At 69.2% G+C, this 16,434-nt stretch carries 16 protein-coding genes, 1 tRNA gene and 1 pseudogene; 12 read left to right on the top strand and 6 right to left on the bottom strand.

The window, feature by feature from the left end:
• Nucleotides 1–3 precede the first annotated feature (3 nt).
• The 3 genes and pseudogenes from AN215_RS13710 (at nucleotide 4) to AN215_RS13720 (ending at nucleotide 2,742) form a co-directional block, all read left to right on the top strand.
• Nucleotides 4–1,235, top strand: a pseudogene (locus AN215_RS13710) (sensor histidine kinase).
• The gene (locus AN215_RS13715) at nucleotides 1,232–1,891 is read left to right on the top strand and encodes a response regulator (RefSeq protein ID WP_171904184.1); all 660 of its coding nucleotides are present in this window, start codon (nucleotides 1,232–1,234) and stop codon (nucleotides 1,889–1,891) included. Before AN215_RS13710 ends, AN215_RS13715 begins: the two are co-directional and overlap by 4 nt.
• A gap of 374 nt (nucleotides 1,892–2,265) precedes the next feature.
• Nucleotides 2,266–2,742: a hypothetical protein gene (locus AN215_RS13720; RefSeq protein ID WP_070009362.1), complete on the top strand. Its 477-nt coding sequence runs from the start codon at nucleotides 2,266–2,268 to the stop codon at nucleotides 2,740–2,742.
• Nucleotides 2,743–2,839: 97 nt separating this feature from the next.
• On the opposite strand, the gene AN215_RS13725 is transcribed toward AN215_RS13720, so the two are convergent.
• Entirely contained in the window at nucleotides 2,840–3,793 is a 954-nt protein-coding gene (locus tag AN215_RS13725; RefSeq protein WP_070009363.1) for a LysR family transcriptional regulator, read from the bottom strand.
• A gap of 262 nt (nucleotides 3,794–4,055) precedes the next feature.
• Between AN215_RS13725 and AN215_RS29850 the strand changes: the two genes are divergently transcribed.
• From AN215_RS29850 to AN215_RS13740, 3 genes are all read left to right on the top strand, one after another.
• On the top strand, nucleotides 4,056–4,433 hold the full coding sequence (locus tag AN215_RS29850) for a peptidase inhibitor family I36 protein (RefSeq protein ID WP_070009364.1): 378 nt from the start codon (nucleotides 4,056–4,058) through the stop codon (nucleotides 4,431–4,433).
• 314 nt (nucleotides 4,434–4,747) lie between these two features.
• Nucleotides 4,748–5,596 (top strand): hypothetical protein, encoded by an 849-nt coding sequence (locus tag AN215_RS29220; RefSeq protein WP_070009365.1) that lies wholly within the window; start codon nucleotides 4,748–4,750, stop codon nucleotides 5,594–5,596.
• Nucleotides 5,597–5,624: 28 nt separating this feature from the next.
• Complete coding sequence (locus tag AN215_RS13740) at nucleotides 5,625–5,807, top strand: hypothetical protein (RefSeq protein WP_070009366.1); 183 nt, start codon at nucleotides 5,625–5,627, stop codon at nucleotides 5,805–5,807.
• A 109-nt stretch (nucleotides 5,808–5,916) separates the two neighbouring features.
• Here AN215_RS13740 and AN215_RS13745 read toward each other — a convergent pair.
• Together AN215_RS13745 and AN215_RS13750 are read right to left on the bottom strand one after the other, a co-directional pair.
• Nucleotides 5,917–5,993, bottom strand: a tRNA-Pro gene (locus AN215_RS13745).
• Between the two features lie 206 nt (nucleotides 5,994–6,199).
• A complete protein-coding gene (locus tag AN215_RS13750; protein WP_070009367.1) occupies nucleotides 6,200–7,129 on the bottom strand; it encodes a metallophosphoesterase in 930 nt (309 codons plus the stop codon).
• Nucleotides 7,130–7,257: 128 nt separating this feature from the next.
• Here AN215_RS13750 and AN215_RS13755 point away from each other — a divergent pair, with 128 nt between their 5' ends.
• Nucleotides 7,258–7,725, top strand: a complete 468-nt coding sequence (locus AN215_RS13755) for a GatB/YqeY domain-containing protein (protein WP_070009368.1) — start codon at nucleotides 7,258–7,260, stop codon at nucleotides 7,723–7,725.
• Nucleotides 7,726–7,893: 168 nt separating this feature from the next.
• Here AN215_RS13755 and AN215_RS13760 read toward each other — a convergent pair whose 3' ends face one another.
• Complete coding sequence (locus AN215_RS13760; protein WP_070009369.1) at nucleotides 7,894–10,197, bottom strand: transglycosylase domain-containing protein; 2,304 nt, start codon at nucleotides 10,195–10,197, stop codon at nucleotides 7,894–7,896.
• A gap of 466 nt (nucleotides 10,198–10,663) precedes the next feature.
• On the opposite strand from AN215_RS13760, the gene AN215_RS13765 reads away from it, so the two are divergent.
• On the top strand, nucleotides 10,664–11,026 hold the full coding sequence (locus AN215_RS13765) for a WhiB family transcriptional regulator (protein ID WP_070009370.1): 363 nt from the start codon (nucleotides 10,664–10,666) through the stop codon (nucleotides 11,024–11,026).
• 463 nt (nucleotides 11,027–11,489) lie between these two features.
• On the opposite strand, the gene bagB is transcribed toward AN215_RS13765, so the two are convergent.
• Complete coding sequence (gene bagB / locus AN215_RS13770; RefSeq protein ID WP_070009371.1) at nucleotides 11,490–12,812, bottom strand: ATPase BagB; 1,323 nt, start codon at nucleotides 12,810–12,812, stop codon at nucleotides 11,490–11,492.
• Nucleotides 12,809–13,783 carry an ATPase BagA gene (gene bagA / locus AN215_RS13775; RefSeq protein WP_070009372.1) on the bottom strand — a complete coding sequence of 325 codons (975 nt, stop codon included), beginning with the start codon at nucleotides 13,781–13,783 and terminating at the stop codon, nucleotides 12,809–12,811. The genes bagB and bagA overlap by 4 nt, the downstream gene beginning before the upstream one ends.
• 44 nt (nucleotides 13,784–13,827) lie before the next feature.
• Between bagA and sp36 the strand changes: the two genes are divergently transcribed.
• From sp36 to AN215_RS13790, 4 genes are all read left to right on the top strand, one after another.
• Nucleotides 13,828–13,986, top strand: coding sequence for a Sp36 family protein (sp36, locus tag AN215_RS29225; protein WP_107374329.1), 159 nt, complete (start codon nucleotides 13,828–13,830; stop codon nucleotides 13,984–13,986).
• Entirely contained in the window at nucleotides 13,983–14,459 is a 477-nt protein-coding gene (locus AN215_RS13780; protein WP_070009373.1) for a RidA family protein, read from the top strand. Before sp36 ends, AN215_RS13780 begins: the two co-directional genes overlap by 4 nt.
• Before the next feature lie 105 nt (nucleotides 14,460–14,564).
• A complete protein-coding gene (locus AN215_RS13785) occupies nucleotides 14,565–15,566 on the top strand; it encodes an NUDIX hydrolase (RefSeq protein WP_245694434.1) in 1,002 nt (333 codons plus the stop codon).
• The gene (locus AN215_RS13790; RefSeq protein ID WP_070009374.1) at nucleotides 15,563–16,399 is read left to right on the top strand and encodes an MBL fold metallo-hydrolase; all 837 of its coding nucleotides are present in this window, start codon (nucleotides 15,563–15,565) and stop codon (nucleotides 16,397–16,399) included. The genes AN215_RS13785 and AN215_RS13790 overlap by 4 nt, the downstream gene beginning before the upstream one ends.
• Nucleotides 16,400–16,434: the final 35 nt, after the last annotated feature.

Here is a 16,434-nt window from a genome sequence, read left to right on the forward strand (position 1 = left end):
GCCATGAAGACATGGACGAGGGCCGGCAGCCGTGAGAACTCCTTGGGCGGCGGAGCTCTCGGCCATTCCGCGGACCCGTTCTGGACCAAGGCGCTCCGCCAGTGGAACGCGGTGTGCTGGGTGCTGTTCGGAGCGATGTTCGTCGGAGTCGCGGTGATGGACCACCCCGGCGGTGAGAAGCACTGGGCGATGGCGGTGCTGGGCTGCGTGGTCCTCTGCTACTCGTCCTGGACCGGTTCCCGGGCAACCCGGTCGTGCGCCCGCACACGTATCTGTGGGTGCTCGTGCTGGGCCTGGGCGCGATCTCGTACCTGCGCAGCGGCTATGCGGCGCTGTTCATCGTGACCCTGCCGCACTTCTGGCTGTTCGGCAGGACCGTGCGGGCCTCGATGGGCTTCATCGGGCTGGCCACCCTCGGTACGCTGACCGGCACTCTCCAACGGCAGGGCTGGAGTCCGGAGTTCCTCGGGTCCACTCTCGTCTCCACGCTGGTGGTGGTCGCCGCCGGTGTCCTGATGGGGCTGTGGGTGCATGCCGTTGTCGCGCAGAGCGGTGAACGGGCCCGTCTGATCGAGGAATTGGAACAGGCACAGCTCCAACTGTCGGAGGCACACCAGCTCCAGGGCGCCGCCGATGAACGCGAACGCATGGCACGCGAGATCCACGACACGCTCGCGCAGGGGTTCGCGTCCATCATCGTGCTCGCCGAAGCAGCACGGGAAGGACTGGAGACGGACACGGGCCGTAGCGCGCAGCAGCTGCGTTCGATCGAGAGCACCGCACGGGAGAACCTCGCCGAGGCACGCGAACTCGTCGGCTCCGCCCAGCAGAACAGTACGGCCGTAGGCTCTGTGGACGAGACGCTGCGAAGGACCCTCGACCGGTTCGCGGAGGACACCGGGCTCACGGTTCTCGCCGATCTGGCAGACACCGAGTGCGACCAGCCCACCAGGATCGCCCTGCTGCGCTGCACGCAGGAGTCGCTGGCCAACGTTCGCAAGCACGCCGCTGCCTCCACCGTGAGCGCCGTCCTCATGCGCCGGCCCTTCGGGCTGGAACTGGAGATCACCGACGACGGCACCGGCTTCGCGGTCGGTGAGTCGCAGGGCTTCGGCCTCGACGGCATGCGCAAACGCCTCGCCGAACTGGGCGGCCGGCTCACCGTCACCAGCTCGGTGGGCGACGGCACACGCGTCCTGGCCATGATTCCCACGGAGAACGGGACCCCCGGATGACCAGCGGCGCAACCACCGGCCTGAACGGCGAGAAGATTCGCATCATCGTGGTGGACGACCACACGGTGATGCGTGCGGGGGTCGTCGCACTGCTCGCCTCGGAACCCACGATCGAGATCGTCGGCGAAGCGGAGAACGGCGTGGCCGCCCTCGAACTCGTCGACCGCCACACACCCGATGTGGCCCTGATCGACCTGCGGATGCCTGTCCTCGACGGGGTCGAGACCACCACCCGGATCGCCGCCACGCATCCGCGGACCCGGGTGCTGATCCTCACGACGTACGACACCGACGCCGAGATCGAACGCGGCGTCGAGGCCGGCGCCATCGGCTACCTGCTCAAGGACACGAGCCGGGACCAGCTCGTCGACGCGATCCACGCGGCGTCGCGCGGGGAGACCGTACTGGCGCCGCGGGTCGCCGAGAAGCTCGTGGCCCGGATGCGGCAGCCCGCCCACGTTCCGCTGACGGCACGCGAGTCCGACGTGCTGAGCGCGGTGGCCGACGGGCTGACGAACGCGGAGATCGGGACGCGGCTGGTGATCGCGGAGGCCACCGTCAAGACTCATCTGCTGCGGCTGTTCGCCAAGTTGGACGTCAACGACAGGACGCATGCCGTGGTGGTCGCCCTGGAGCGGGGGCTGCTGCGCCGTTGAGTCATGCGCGCATCCGGGCTTCGGACAGCCGGTCGCGCTGGCCATCCGGAGCACTTCAATGGCCCGCGCGGGTGATTATTCAGATTTTTATGGTATCGAATACGCCGCCCGTGGAATTGTCGATTCGAAACGGGCAGTTGCGTCCATCGATTTGAGGGTTTCACCAATCCCGCATGATTCCCAAGAGATCTGTACCCCCGGGATTTCCATGCATGAGGTTCGCGACGGAGGCAGTCCGGAAAGGCCGGACTGCCTTTTCTGGGTGGCATTCACACGCACAGAACAGGAGCGAAGGAATGGGACTTGAGGTCAGGACTCCACGACGCAATGGGCGGTCCAAGCGCATCACTTGGGCCGCGAGAGGTGTTTCCGTGATGGCCGGAACCGTGATCGTCGGCGTTCTCATCGCGTCGCCCGCGGTCGCCCACAGCAGCATTCCCGCCGACAAGCCGGTTCCCCCGAACACGAGTGCCTCGAATGTCGCCAAAACACCCGCCAAGGGGCTCGGCGAGCACGAAAAGAAGAAGCAGCAGAAGATCGTGCGGGCCGTCGTGAATTCCGAGGGGAACCTCGTGAAGAGGCAGAGTTTCGGAGCCGCGTCAGCCACCAGGGTCGGTACGTCCACGGGCACGTACCAGGTCTGCTTCGACGTGCCGGTCAACAAGGGCACCTACGTCGCAAGCATCGGGCTCCCCGGGAACGTCGGCACTTCGGCTCCCGGTGAGATCACCGTCGTGGGCCGGATCGGCACCGACAACTGCCTGTTCATTCAGACGTACAACTCCGAAGGAGTGCTGGCGGACCGCGGCTTCCATGTGACCGTGGCGTACTCCCAGGAGCGGCGCCGGTAACGGCGGATCACCGGCAACTCGGCCCCCGACCAGGCAAGTCGGCCGGGGGCTGTTGCATGCGCTGCTCTCGGCCGACGACCGTGGTTCCCCGTGGTCTCTATGAACAGCCGTACCGGAGGGGGCCGTTCTCCAGGGCATGGCCGGCGGTGGACCGGAGGGCCGAGACCAGGGGCTTGTCGCGGTTCTTGGGGAGCCAGGCCAGGACTGCCGTCCACGGTGGGAGGTCCTTGACGTCGACGTACGTGATGCCGGGGCGAGGATAGAGAGTGCCGGCGGAGACGGGGGGTAGCTGGATGCCCTCGCCCAGGGCGATGACGGCGAGGGCGTCTTCGTAGTCGGCGACTTCGTGGGCGGTGTAGCACACGGGTGTGCCGTCGGGACGGGGGTCGGCCGCCCAGAAGTCACGCCAGTTCTTGGGGATGGCTGGGGACCAGCCGATGACGGGGCGGTGCCTCAGGTCGGCGAGGGTCAACGCGTCGCGCTCGGCGAGAGGGTCGGTGCTTGCCAGAGCGGCGCAGCGGCAACCCGTGACCAGGGGGAGGGTCTGGACGTCGGGAGGCACGGGCTGGAAGAGGAAGGCGGCGTCGACATCCTCGTCGAGCAGGGCGCGGGGGGACTCGGCGAAATCGTGGCGACGGACCCGGATGTCGAGGCCGGGCACGCTGCGACGCAGCTCCTCCAGGACGGCCGGGATGGGCGCCAGGGTCGTGACGGCTCCGAATGAGCCGATGGTGAGCCGGCCGGCGGGGGCGTGGAGCCGGCGTGCCGCGTCGTGCAGGCTGTCGTGGGCGGCGACCACGGCCTGGGCGTGGGGGATGAGGGCCGTGCCGGCGGGGGTGAGGTCCACACGCCGGGTGGTGCGGTCGACGAGCCGTAGGCCGAGGCGACGCTCGAGAGCGGCGATCTGCTGTGAGAACGCCGCCTGTGATGTGTAGCTGCGCTGAGCGGAGCGGCCGAAGTGGAGCTCTTCGGTGAGCGTGAGGAAGAAGTTGAGCTGCTGTGCCGTGGGCGCATTCTGATGGCCTGCCATGCGCGCCGTCCCCCTGGTCATTCAGGAGCATGCTATCAATCGACAAGCCCCCGAACAGGGAAATCACGGGCAACCAACGTGTGTGCAGGGCGACTTGACCGTCACGTCTGTGAACAACCACGCCCGCCCGACTGATAACCAACGGCTTGTCAATGAAGGCGCGTACCGAATCGGTCTTCCCTTGAGACGGGACATGCCGCGACGCCAGCATCGTGAATGCGGGGGCGCTTCCTGGCTTCCCCGCGAGCACTGTTCGAGTTCCTTCACCACGGGGAGAAAACCAATGCGCAAGGCAAAAGCCGCAGCCGCCACGCTGCTGCTCGCCACCGGAATCGTGACCGCCTCCGGGACCGCCGCCACCGCCGGCGATCAGCGGCCGGCGAGTGCTGCGGAGGCCCGGGCTCAGGCGACCTGTCCCGCAGAGCACGTCTGCTTCTATCCGGGCAAGGACTACACGGGGACGCCGCAGAACGTGAATCCGGCCAACCTGCCCGTGTGCGGGGCGACGCCCCTCATCGCGTACTCGGTCTACAACAACTCCCGCGACGTCTACACGTTCTACAGCGGTGCCGACTGCACAGGGGGCGGGCAGACCATCAACCCCGCCACCGGTGTGCCCAACTTCGACTCGATCGGCGAGCGCGTCGCCAGCTGGCGGTGACCACGGCGCGCTGTGCCGGGCTGACTGAGCGGCACCCACGGCACTGACAGGGCCCGCACCCGAACCCGGGTGCGGGCCCGTTCGGTGTCACCGACGAGGTGCGCAGCCAACTCCCCTCCTTCCTCATTGGATTCATGAGCATCAAGCGTTCCACCGTGCGCGACTGGAACCGGACCATTCAGTTGAAAGAGAACTGTGATGCTTGTTCCGCCACAACCCGATCAAGTTACGCGCATGCAAGACTCCAACCGATCCAGTTCAAAACTGGACTTCCATCCTCAATGCGCCCAACGGGGGGCGACGAAGGAGTCGACGTGCGTCACAGGAAGAGCACCTTGGTGGCTGCGGCCACCGCAGCGGCGTTAATACCTCTCAGCCTGACCGGAGCAGCGAACGCCGCGTCCGGCAAGGCGCCTGTCACGGCCAAGGACCGAGCCGCGAAGGCTTACGCCGAGTCCTGGCAAGAGCGTCCCGGTGACTATCTGGCTCTTGAGAAGGCGGTGAAGAAGGCGGGTGGGGACTCGTTGCGCTTCAACGTTCCCGCCGTCGGCATGGAGAACGCCACCGCCTCCCAGGTCCAGAAGGCATATGCCAAGGCGGAGAACGCCCACGGGGACGGCGATGTCTCCACCAAGGACGTCCCCAGTGACGCCTTCCAGGTATCCGGCTCCTGGTACCACACCCAGGATCAGTACGGGGAGTGGTGGACCGCCTCGGGTCACTGGAACTTCCGCGACGATTTCGTCAACGGCTCCGCACCCGACGACGCGTCAGGCATCGCCCTCGACGAGGTCGACAAGAAGTGCTGGGAGAACGACGGGGACAATCTCCTTGCCGCGGACTGGCAGAACGAGCCCTACGACCAGATGTGGCGGCACTCTTCGAGCCCCACTTCGAACATCTGGAACATCCGGGACCGCGTACAGGGGTTCGCGATGAAGGCGGACCACGGCACGCACCTGCTCCACCTGCGCCGTGTCGGCTACAACTGCGACAACAACGACAAGATGGCCGCCTCGTACCACTACGAGCACAATCAGGACGGCAGTGGCGGCTGGGGCGCCTCCATCAGCATCGGTGTCATGACGCTGTCCTACAACGGCAGCGGCGGGGACACCATGCAGAAGTCGCCCAAGGTCTTCTACAACAACCCCGCCTCCTGAACAGGTGAAGGCTGGCAGGCTGTAGGCCGTGACTGACCGTGGAAATGCGGCGAGGGCAGCGGGCAACGCTGCCCTCGCCGTCGCTCTTCTGACCCTCGTCCTGGACACGCTCACCACGGGTGCCCATGACTGGGTCACTCCTGCCGTACTGGCTCTCGCCGTCGTCGGGACAGGACTGCGCATCGAGGCAGCGATACTCGACCGCCGCTGACAGCGGCCACCACTCGGGCGGACCGGAACCGTGGTCACGCAGACGGCCATGCACAAAGAGTGAGCCCCGCCTACTTCCGGAAGTAGGCGGGGCTGACCTGCGTTTCATCTGGTCGGGGTGGCGGGATTTGAACCCACGACCTCTTCGTCCCGAACGAAGCGCGCTGCCAAGCTGCGCCACACCCCGATGCAACGCGCACCACTCTAGCCCAGCCGGGGGCTGAGGTGAAATCCGGATTCCGGGGGACAGGCCGCCCCGAGCAGGGTGGCCGTCCGGCTGCGGCGGGGCCTGCCGGCCCGTCGCGGCCGTCGGCCTTGCGGGCGACCACTCGTACGACGCCGGGCCACGCCTCGCCTCGCAGCGCGGGACCGGGACAGCTCCCGCGTCGCCGCCTAGTCGCGGGCGGTGAGCGTCAGCAGCGTCGCCTCCGGCGGGCATGCGAAGCGCACCGGCGTGTAGCGGTTGGCGCCGCAGCCTGCCGAGACGTGGAGGTAGGAGCGGTTGCCGCCGGCGAGGTGGCTGGAGAGGCCCTTGACGCGGTCCGTGTCCAGGTCGCAGTTGGTGACGAGAGCCCCGTAGAAGGGGACGCACAGCTGCCCCCCGTGGGTGTGCCCGGCGAGGATCAGCGGATAGCCGTCGGCGCTGAAGGCGTCCAGGGAGCGCAGGTACGGGGCGTGGACGAGGGCGAGTGCCAGGTCGGCGTCCCGCTCAGGGCCTCCGATGACGGCGCTGTAGCGGTCCCGCTTGATGTGCGGGTCGTCCAGGCCGGTCAGGGCGATCTCCTGGCCGCCCTCCAGCTTGAGCCGGCCGCGGGTGTTGCTCAGGCCGACCCAGCCTGCCGCGTCGAAGGCGTCACGCAGGCCCTCCCACGGGTTGTGGACGGCGCCGACGGCCGGCGCGTTCCCGTTGAGGCCGTGCCGGCCGCTGGCCTTCTCGATCAGATAGCGGGCGGGGTTGCGCAGCTTCGGTCCGTAGTAGTCGTTGGAGCCGAAGACGTAGGCGCCGGGAAAGTCCATGAGCGGACCGAGCGCGTCCAGCACTTCGGGCACGGCTTCGGGGTCCGAGAGGTTGTCGCCCGTGTTGATCACGAAATCTGGGCGCAGACCGGCGAGCGACCGGAGCCAGCGCTGCTTCTTGCGCTGCCCGCTCACCATGTGGACGTCCGAGATCTGCAGGGCGCGCAGCGGCTGCATGCCGGGCGGAAGCACGGGGACCGTCACCCGTCGCAGGCGGAAGGACCGGGGCTCGATGAGCGTCGAATAGCCCACGCAGGCCGCGCCGAGAGCCGTCAGGGTGAGCGGGAGTCCGTATCGCGCGCGCATGAGCCCATCGTCGCAGACCCGGCGTTCCCCTCGCACTCCGTGCCCGCTGATGCACCCACCGATGCGGCGCCGCCCCTGGCGCGTACGAGATGATGGGCACCGGATTCTCTGGAGGACACGAAAACGCTATGACTACGCTCAAGTCCCGGCTGCAGGACGACCTGACCGCAGCGATCAAGGAGCGTGACGAGTTGCGCTCCGCCACCCTCCGCATGACTCTCGCCGCGATCACCACGGAGGAGGTCTCCGGCAAGTCGGCCCGCGAACTGACGGACGACGAGGTGCAGAAGGTGATCACGCGGGAGGCGAAGAAGCGCCGCGAGGCAGCGGAGGCGTTCGCCGGCGGCGGCCGCGGCGAGCAGGCCGAACGGGAGCGTGCCGAGGGCGAGGTGCTCGCCGACTACCTGCCACAGCAGCTGACGGACGAGGAACTGGACGCGCTCGTCGGCGAGGCCGTCGCGGACGCGCAGGCCCAGGGGGCGGAGGGCCCTCGCGCGATGGGTGCCGTGATGAAGATCGTCAACCCGAAGGTGCAGGGAAGGGCCGAGGGCGGCCGCGTCGCCGCGGCGGTCAAGAAGCGGCTGGCGGCGGGCTGACCGCGCCGGAACGCACCTCACCGCCTTCGGACGGCCTTCGGACCGCGCCGGTCGCTGCGAGCCCTCCGGACGTTCCGGCCCCTGCGAGCCCTCAGGCCGCTACGGTCGTTCCGGTCGCCGCCAGCCCTCAGGCCGCCACGGCCGCTCCGGTCGTAGCGGCCGCTCCGGTCAGAAGCCCGTCCCGCCGAACCTGCCGCCGGTGGCTCCGCCCCGCCCGTTGCCGCCGTTGGCCGTACCGGCGTTCGCGCCCGCGTCCGCGCCGCCGAGCGCGCCCGCGTCCGCGCCGCCGTTCTGGCCGAGGGTGGCGCCGGAGTCCGCACCCCCGTTACCGCCGCCACCGATGAAGTCGGGCGGCAGGGTGATGTCCGGCCAGGGGCTGTCATCGTCGTCGGGTGGCTTCGGCTTGTCCCGGCCCTTGCCCTTGTCGTCGTCGATCGGGACGAGGTTGAAGCGCGGGGCGGGCTCGCCGTCCAGCGCGCCCGCCATCGCGTCCCGCCAGATGGGGCCGGGCACTTCACCGCCGAAGACCTTGTCGTGCGGTACGCCGCCGATGGTGATGTCCGTCATCTGTGTCTTGTGCGCGGGGTCGCCGACCCAGACCGCGCCCGACATGTTCGGGGTGTAGCCGACGAACCATGCCGCGTAACGCTGGTCCGTCGTACCGGTCTTGCCCGCGCTGTCGCGCCCGCTCAGGCCGGCCTTCTTGCCCGTACCGTCCTCGACGACGCCCCGCAGCAGCGAGTTGACGGTGTCGGCGGTCCGCTGGCTCATGGCGCGCTCGCACGAGGTCTTCGGCACCGGCAGCTTCTTGCCGCGCGCGTCGGTGATCGACTCCACCGCGACCGGGGTGCAGTGCACGCCGCGGTTGGCGAAGGTGGCATACCCCTCGGCCATCGTCAGCGGCGACATCTCCTGCGTCCCGAGCGTGATGGAGGGGACCTGGTCGATCTCCTTGCCGTCGGCCCGCTGGACGCCCATCTTCTCGGCCATCTCCGTCACGGGGCAGATCCCGGTCTCGCCGATGAGTGAGACGAAGTAGGTGTTCACCGACTTCGCGGTGGCCTCCTTCATCTCGTACGGGCCCACCTCGCTCCGGTTCTCGTTCTCCACCGGGGCGCTGCCGCTCCACTGCCCGCCGCACGTGCGCACCGGCGACGGATACTGCATCTTGTACGGCGCGGGGTACTTCTTGTACACGCTCATGCCGCGTTCCAGCGCCGCCGCGGCGATCACCGGCTTGAAGGTGGAGCCCGGCTGGTAGCCGGCGCCGCCGCCCATGTCGTCGTCGACGGACAGGTTGATCTGCGTCTCGTTCTTGCCGAAGCCGTACGGGCGCGACTGGCCCATGCCGAGGATGCGGCCGGTGCCCGGTTCGACGATCGAGGTCGCCGTGGCGACCCTGTCGGACTTGTACACGTGCTTCTTCACCGACGCCTCGACCGACTTCTGCGCCTTCGGGTCCAGTGTCGTCCTGATCGTCAGCCCGCCCTGGTTCCAGCGCTTGGAGCGGGCCTTGCGCGTCTCGCCGAACGCCTCGTCGTTGAGGAAGACTTCGCGCACGTAGTCGCAGAAGAAGCCGGCGCCGTTCGACGCGGTGATGCAGCCGTTCTGGGGTCTGCTCATGTCGAGACCGAGGGGCTTGTCCTTCGCCGCGCGGGCCTCCTTCGCGGAGACGTGGCCGAGGGCCTCCATGCGCGAGAGCACCGTGTCCCGGCGCTGCTTGGCCGCCTCCTCGTGCTGCACCGGATCGTAGCGGGCGGGGGACTGCACTATGCCCGCGAGCAGGGCGGACTCCTCAAGTGCGAGGTCGTCCGCGGACTTCGAGAAGTACCGCTGGGCCGCGGCCTCGACTCCGTATGCCTGCTGCCCGAAGAAGGTGATGTTCAGGTAGTTCTCAAGGATCTTCTTCTTGCCGAGGCTCTCCTCGACCTGGATCGCGTACTTGAGTTCCTTGATCTTCCGGCCGACGGTCTGCTGCGTGGCCTGCGCGACCTTGTCCGGGTCGTCGCCCGCCTCCTCCACGAAGACGTTCTTCACGTACTGCTGCGTGAGCGAGGAGGCGCCCTCCTCGACCTCGCCGTTGCGGGCGTTGCGGTTGAGCGCGCGCAGGATGCCCTTGAGGTCGACGGCGCCGTGCTTGTAGAAGCGCGCGTCCTCGATCGCGATGATCGCCTTGCGCATGGACGGGGAGATCTCGTCCAGGCCGACGACGGTACGGTCCCGTGAGTAGACCTTGGCGATCTCACCGCCCTCGGAGTCGAGGATGGTGGTGCGCTGACTGAGCGGCGGACGCTTGAGGTTGGCGGGAAGCTCGTCGAAGCCCTGGACGGTGTTCTTCGTGACGAGTCCCAGGCCACCGGCCGCGGGCAGCGCCAGCCCGGCGAGCACCGCACCCGCCAGCACGCTGACGCCGAGGAACTTGGCGCCCTGCTGGAAGGCGGACTCACCGCCGCCCGAACGCTTCTTCACCATGTCCGGCAGCCTACGTTCTCAATCGCCGGACAGGGGAGCCTCAGTTCGCCTAAGCTGGCGGACACAGCGAACCTCACACCGTCACTGTGGCCTCGCTCCACCGCGACCTACCACTCACCTTTGTGAGTGATGAGGTCTTGTCCGGAACAGCGCCAAGTGCCGTGAAGAGTCCGGCAAGTTCTTCCCCACCGCACCGCCGTGTACTTCTGTGTCTCCGCGAAAGCGCAGTTTGGGCTCAAGTAGGTGCAAGTCGGCCCAAGTTGAGCTCAATTCGAGTCCAGGTTGTTACCGGCCCACTCCGGTGGGTGATCTGCTGCGCACACATAGTCCGTTCGGGCCATCCAAGATTGGGCCCGCAGGGGGTGTTGCACCCTGCCTGCCTTCCGTAACGTCTCGAACTGGCAACGGCGAATATGCCGCTTGCCGCCGTGGGGGAGCCTCGATTCGGGAGAGGACGGCGCCGGCTATGGGCTGGGTAACCGACTGGAGTGCGCAGGCAGCCTGCCGCACTACCGATCCGGATGAACTGTTCGTGCAAGGGGCGGCTCAGAACCGCGCCAAGGCCGTCTGCACCGGGTGCCCTGTGCGCACCGAGTGCCTGGCCGACGCTCTGGACAACCGTGTTGAGTTCGGTGTCTGGGGCGGGATGACCGAGCGGGAGCGGAGGGCGCTGCTGCGCCGCCGTCCCACGGTCACCTCATGGCGCCGCCTGCTTGAGACCGCACGCTTGGAGTACGAGCGTGACACGGGCGGAGTTCTGCCTCTGGACCTCGAGGAGGCGAAGGACTACGCCGTCAACGCGGTGAAGGACTACGCGACGGCCGGGTAGAGACGCCCAGGCGTGATCCGGTACGGCGGGTGAGGCGGACGGAAGTCGAAGTCCGCCGACCGCACGAGTCCCCTGGCCGCACGGTGGTGGGCGGCAGTGCCACCGCTCGTCCGGGCTCACGCGGCGTCGTCCGTCGTGCAGTACACGCACCGCCGAGGTATGTCTCTCTCACCGCACGCTCCCTGCGGCTCCCACTCCGCATGACATGCCGCACATGACGCGACGCACCGTTCGCACCGCTCGGGTCGGCCGACTCCGGGCGGGAGGTGCGTCGCGCGGCTGTCCGTCTGCTGCGCGGATGCTCCGGGTTCGTGACGCCCTGAATCCGGGCGCTTCAAGTCCCGGCTCCCAGCGGGCTGCTGGAATCCCGGACAGCTGCCGCAAGAGTGCCGGGAGCGCAGTCGTGTGATCGCGGCGCTTCCCGCCGTGCACGGGGTCCGCCCGGGTGAAGGGTCCGTGCCCGTCAGCGGGCGAGAAGCTCACCGATGGTGCGCAGCCCCGCCAAGTCGTGCACGTCGCCTGCCAGCGCGTCCACTTCGGTCACCGGCACCTCGGGGTGGAGTGCGGCGAAGCGGTCGCGCGTGCGCCGCTCGCGGCTGAGCAGCCGCATGCGTTCGGCATGCAACCGGAGCAGCGCAGCGGCGAGTTGTTCTGTCTGTCTGGTATGCCCGTTGTTTCCCGTCAACGCCTCTGCGGATTCGGGCCGCAGGGTGGAGTCCGGTTCGTCCGGTGAGCCGCGCCCGGGGGAGTGGGCGTCGTGCTTGTTTCCCTTCCCGGGCCCTCGATCGACAATGCCGCCCTCTTCAAGATTTTCTGCGAGGGCCAGCGCCCGTTCCGCGCCGACCGACGAGGCGCCGCTGCCGTGCACGCGGTTGAGCACCAGCCCTGCCAGCGGCATCCGCTCCTCCGCGAGCCTTTCCACGAAGTAGGCGGCCTCGCGCAGCGCGTCCCGCTCCGGGGCCGCCACCACGAGAAAGGCCGTGCCAGGGGCCTGCAGCAGCCGGTAGGTGGCGTCCGCACGCGTACGGAAGCCGCCGAACATGGTGTCCATCGCCGCCACGAACGTCTGCACGTCCCGCAACAGGCCGGTGCCCAGAAGCTTGTTGAGCGCGCCGGTGAACATGGACAGCCCGGCCATCCCCAGGTTCACGAACTTCATGCCCGCGCGTCCGCCGGCCTTCGCGGGCGCCATGAGCATCTTGATGAAGCGGCCGTCCAGGAAGGAGCCCAGCCGCTTCGGCGCGTCCAGGAAGTCCAGCGCGGAGCGCGACGGAGGGGTGTCCACGACGATCAGATCCCACTCCCCGCGGGAGCTGAGCTGACCCAGCTTCTCCATCGCCATGTACTCCTGCGTTCCCGCGAAGCCCGCGGACAGCGACTCGTAGAAGGGGTTGGCCATGATGGCGCGGGCGCGCTCGGGTTCCGCGTGTGCCTCGACGATCTCGTCGAAGGTCCGCTTCATGTCGAGCATCATGGCGTGCAGTTCGCCGCCGTCCTCCCCGTCGACGCCGGGTACGGGCCTCGGGGTGTTGTCCAGTTCGGTGAGCCCCATGGACTGGGCGAGGCGCCGCGCGGGGTCGATCGTGAGCACGACGGTCCTGCGCCCGCGCTCGGCCGCCCGTACGCCGATCGCGGCGGCCGTCGTCGTCTTGCCGACGCCGCCCGCACCGCAGCAGACGATGATCCGGGTCTCCGGGTCGTCGATCAACGGGTCGACGCGCAGCGCCACCTCGGATGCCAGGGGGTTCCCGGCGTCCGGCCTGGTGTCCGTTCCGCTGTCCGTCATGCCGTCTCCTGGCGTGGTGGCAACTGCTCGCGCAGGTCCGCCGCGAGCTGGTACAGCCCGGCGAGTTCGACTCCCTCGGGGAGCAGGTCGAGTTCGTAGACGGGCATGTCCAGCTTCGCCAGCGCGGAGCGCTGCTCCTGCTCCAGCGCCACCCGTTCCGCGTGCTCGTGCGCCTGCTCGAGAAGCGGCCCCACGAACCGGTCGGCGCGCGAGAGGCCGGCCCGGGCCAGTGCACAGGCCAGCTCCCCGTCGGTGCTGCGGCCCGCGTGGTGCAGCAGTTCCTCGTCGAGGAGTTGCTGCCGCACCATGTTCACGAGCGCCGCGCCGACCGGAAGTCCCGCCTCGCGCAGTTCCGCGACCCCGTCGACGGTCTCCTGGACGGGCATCTCCTCCAGGAGGGTCACCAAGTGCACCGCCGTCTCGGGCGACTTCAGCACCCGCATCACGGCCTGGGCCTGGTTGTGCACGGGACCGACCTTCGCCAGCCCGGCCACCTCCTCGTTCACACCGAGGAAGCGGGTGATCCGGCCGGTGGGCGGGGCGTCCATCACCACCGCGTCGTACAGCCGCCGTTCCTGCTTGTCCCGCCGGCGCACCGCTTCGCACGCCTTGCCCGTCAGCAGTACGTCCCGCAGCCCGGGCGCGATGGTCGTCGCGAAGTCGATGGCTCCGAGCTTCTTCAGCGCGCGTCCCGCACTGCCCAGCTTGTAGAACATCTGGAGGTAGTCCAGCAGCGCCCGTTCGGGATCTATGGCGAGCGCGTGGACCTCGCCGCCGTCGTGCGCGACGGCGATCTTGCGCTCCTCGTACGGAAGCGGTTCCGTCTCGAAGAGCTGAGCGATGCCCTGCCGCCCCTCGACCTCGACGAGGAGCGTGCGCCTCCCTCCACTGGCCAGGGCCAACGCGAGTGCCGCGGCGACCGTCGTCTTGCCGGTGCCGCCCTTGCCTGTGACAACATGCAGCCTGCTCACTCCCGGGAGCCTAACCAGCAAGTGGACGGGCTACGCTCGGCACCATGACGAAGTGGGAATACGCGACAGTGCCGCTGCTTGTGCACGCGACCAAGCAGATCCTCGACACCTGGGGAGAGGACGGCTGGGAGCTCGTCCAGGTCGTCCCCGGCCCGACCGGTTCGGAGCAGCTGGTGGCATACCTCAAGCGGGAGAAGCAGTGAGCGGCGAAGTCGCCTCCCGGCTCGCCGAACTCGGCATCACGCTGCCCGAAGTCGCCACCCCGGCGGGCGCGTACGTGCCCGCGGTGCGCAGCGGACGGTACGTCTACACCGCGGGCCAGGTCCCGCTCGTCGAGGGCAAGCTGCCGCTCACGGGCAAGGTCGGCGGCGAGGTCACGGCCGAGGAGGCCAAGGACCTGGCACGTACGTGCGCGCTGAACGCACTGGCGGCGGTGAGCTCGGCGGCGGGCGGGCTCGAACGCGTCGTACGGGTCGTCAAGGTCACCGGATTCGTCGCCTCCGCTCCGGACTTCACCGCTCAGCCCGCCGTCATCAACGGCGCCAGCGAGCTGCTCGGTGAGGTCTTCGGCGACAGGGGGGTGCACGCGCGCAGCGCCGTCGGCGTCGCCGTGCTGCCGATGGACGCGCCGGTCGAGGTCGAGATCCAGGTCGAGCTGGCCGACTGGGCGGAGTGACCTGCGGAGAGACCGGCGGAGGGCAGCCCTCGAGGGCGACCCGCCCCCGGACGGCCGGGCCCCCACCCCGCGACGCCGGGAGGAGGGGGCCCGTAGCATCCGTCCATGTCGTCCTCCACGAACGGTCAGTGGTATCCGCCGGAATGGCCGGAGCGGATCCGCGCCCTGGCTGCGGGTGAGCTCACGCCGGTGACTCCGCGCCTGGCGGCCACGGTCATGCTGCTGCGTGACGGCGGCGGCGCGGCGGACGGGCCCGAGGTGCACCTGCTGCGCAGGCGTACGTCCATGGCCTTCGCCGGCGGCGCGTACGCCTACCCGGGCGGCGCCGTCGACCCGCGCGACGAGCACTGGCGCGGGCGCGGCACAGCCGGCGGCGGGGACCGCAGGCCCGGCGAGGGCTGGGCCGGTCCGTCCCGCGGGCAATGGGCCGAGCGGTTCGGTACGGACGAGGCGACAGCCCAGGCGATCGTCTGCGCCGCGGTGCGTGAGACGTTCGAGGAGACGGGTGTGCTGCTCGCCGGGCCGGACGCCGCGAGCGTCGTCGACGACACGACCGGCGAGGACTGGGAGCGCGACCGCGCGGCCCTCGCCGGACACGAACTCCCGTTCGCCGATTTCCTGGAGCAGCGTGGGCTTGTGCTCCGCAGCGACCTCCTCGGCGGCTGGGCGCACTGGATCACGCCGGAGTTCGAGAAGCGCCGCTACGACACCTGGTTCTTCGTCGCCGTGCTGCCCGAGGGCCAGCGCACACGCAACGCGTCCACAGAGGCGGACCGTACAGTCTGGGCCCGTCCCGCTGAGGCAGCCGCGGGCTACGACAGGGGCGAGATGCTGATGATGCCGCCCACGATCGCGATGCTGCGCCAGCTCGCGCCGTACCGTACGGCGGCCGAGGCGCTGGCTGCGAGCTCGCGTCGCGACCTTTCGCCGGTGCTGGCGCAGGCGCGCCTTGAGGACGGCCAGGTGGTGCTGAGCTGGCCGGGATACGACGAGTTCACCAAGCGTGTGGACACCGGAACCACTGGCGGACCCGCAACCGGACCTGGACCCGCAACCGGAACCACCGGAACCGGAACCGACGGACCCGAGGGGAGCAGCCCCGCATGACGGACGCCGCATCCTTGCCCGGCCAGCCGCGCGGCGGTGTCATCGGCGGCCAGGCCACCGCACGCGCCCACTGCGTACTCGCACCGAACCCGTCCCCGATGACTCTGGACGGCACCAACACCTGGATCGTCGCCGAACCGGACTCCGATTCCGCGGTCGTCATCGACCCCGGACCGCTCGACGAGGTGCATCTGAGCGATGTGCTCGCCACCGCCGAGCGCCTCGGCAAGCGCGTGGCCCTCACCCTTCTCACGCACGGCCACCCCGATCACGCCGAGGGCGCGGCACGCTTCGCCGAGCTGTCGGGCACGTCCGTACGGGCGCTCGACCCGGCACTCCGGCTGGGCGACGAGGGCCTGGCCGCCGGGGACGTCGTACGTACGGGCGGACTGGAACTGCGCGTCGTGCCCACCCCCGGGCACACCGCGGACTCGCTCTGCTTCCACCTGCCCGACGAGGGGGCCGTGCTGACGGGGGACACGGTGCTGGGCCGCGGCACGACGGTCGTCGCACACCCCGACGGACGGCTCGGCGAATACCTCGACTCACTCCGCCGCCTCCGCTCCCTGACCGTCGACGACGGGGTATCGACGGTGCTGCCGGGGCACGGGCCCGTGCTGGAGGACGCACAGGGCGTCATCGACTTCTACCTCGCGCACCGCGCGGGCCGCCTCGCCCAGGTCGAGAACGCCGTCGAGCGGGGATTCCGTACGGCACCGGAGGTCGTCGCGCACGTGTACGCGGACGTCGACCGGTCGCTGTGGCCCGCCGCCGAGCTGTCCGTACGGGCGCAGCTCGTCTACCTGCGGGAACGCGGCGCCGCCCAGCCGTAGCCGTGCACCGGACCGCACGAACGCCTGAGGGGCGC

Source organism: Streptomyces abyssalis (assembly GCF_001751365.1).
Classification (GTDB): domain Bacteria; phylum Actinomycetota; class Actinomycetes; order Streptomycetales; family Streptomycetaceae; genus Streptomyces; species Streptomyces abyssalis.

Coding starts and splice junctions, on each gene's coding strand:
- AN215_RS13725 (WP_070009363.1), bottom strand. CDS start 3,793: ATGACCAGGGGGACGGCGCGCATGGCAGGCCATCAGAATGCGCCCACG.
- AN215_RS13790 (WP_070009374.1), top strand. CDS start 15,563: ATGACGGACGCCGCATCCTTGCCCGGCCAGCCGCGCGGCGGTGTCATC.
- AN215_RS29850 (WP_070009364.1), top strand. CDS start 4,056: ATGCGCAAGGCAAAAGCCGCAGCCGCCACGCTGCTGCTCGCCACCGGA.
- AN215_RS13750 (WP_070009367.1), bottom strand. CDS start 7,129: ATGCGCGCGCGATACGGACTCCCGCTCACCCTGACGGCTCTCGGCGCG.
- bagB (WP_070009371.1), bottom strand. CDS start 12,812: ATGACGGACAGCGGAACGGACACCAGGCCGGACGCCGGGAACCCCCTG.
- sp36 (WP_107374329.1), top strand. CDS start 13,828: ATGACGAAGTGGGAATACGCGACAGTGCCGCTGCTTGTGCACGCGACC.
- AN215_RS13785 (WP_245694434.1), top strand. CDS start 14,565: ATGTCGTCCTCCACGAACGGTCAGTGGTATCCGCCGGAATGGCCGGAG.
- AN215_RS13765 (WP_070009370.1), top strand. CDS start 10,664: ATGGGCTGGGTAACCGACTGGAGTGCGCAGGCAGCCTGCCGCACTACC.
- AN215_RS13720 (WP_070009362.1), top strand. CDS start 2,266: ATGGCCGGAACCGTGATCGTCGGCGTTCTCATCGCGTCGCCCGCGGTC.
- AN215_RS13715 (WP_171904184.1), top strand. CDS start 1,232: ATGACCAGCGGCGCAACCACCGGCCTGAACGGCGAGAAGATTCGCATC.
- AN215_RS13755 (WP_070009368.1), top strand. CDS start 7,258: ATGACTACGCTCAAGTCCCGGCTGCAGGACGACCTGACCGCAGCGATC.
- AN215_RS13760 (WP_070009369.1), bottom strand. CDS start 10,197: ATGGTGAAGAAGCGTTCGGGCGGCGGTGAGTCCGCCTTCCAGCAGGGC.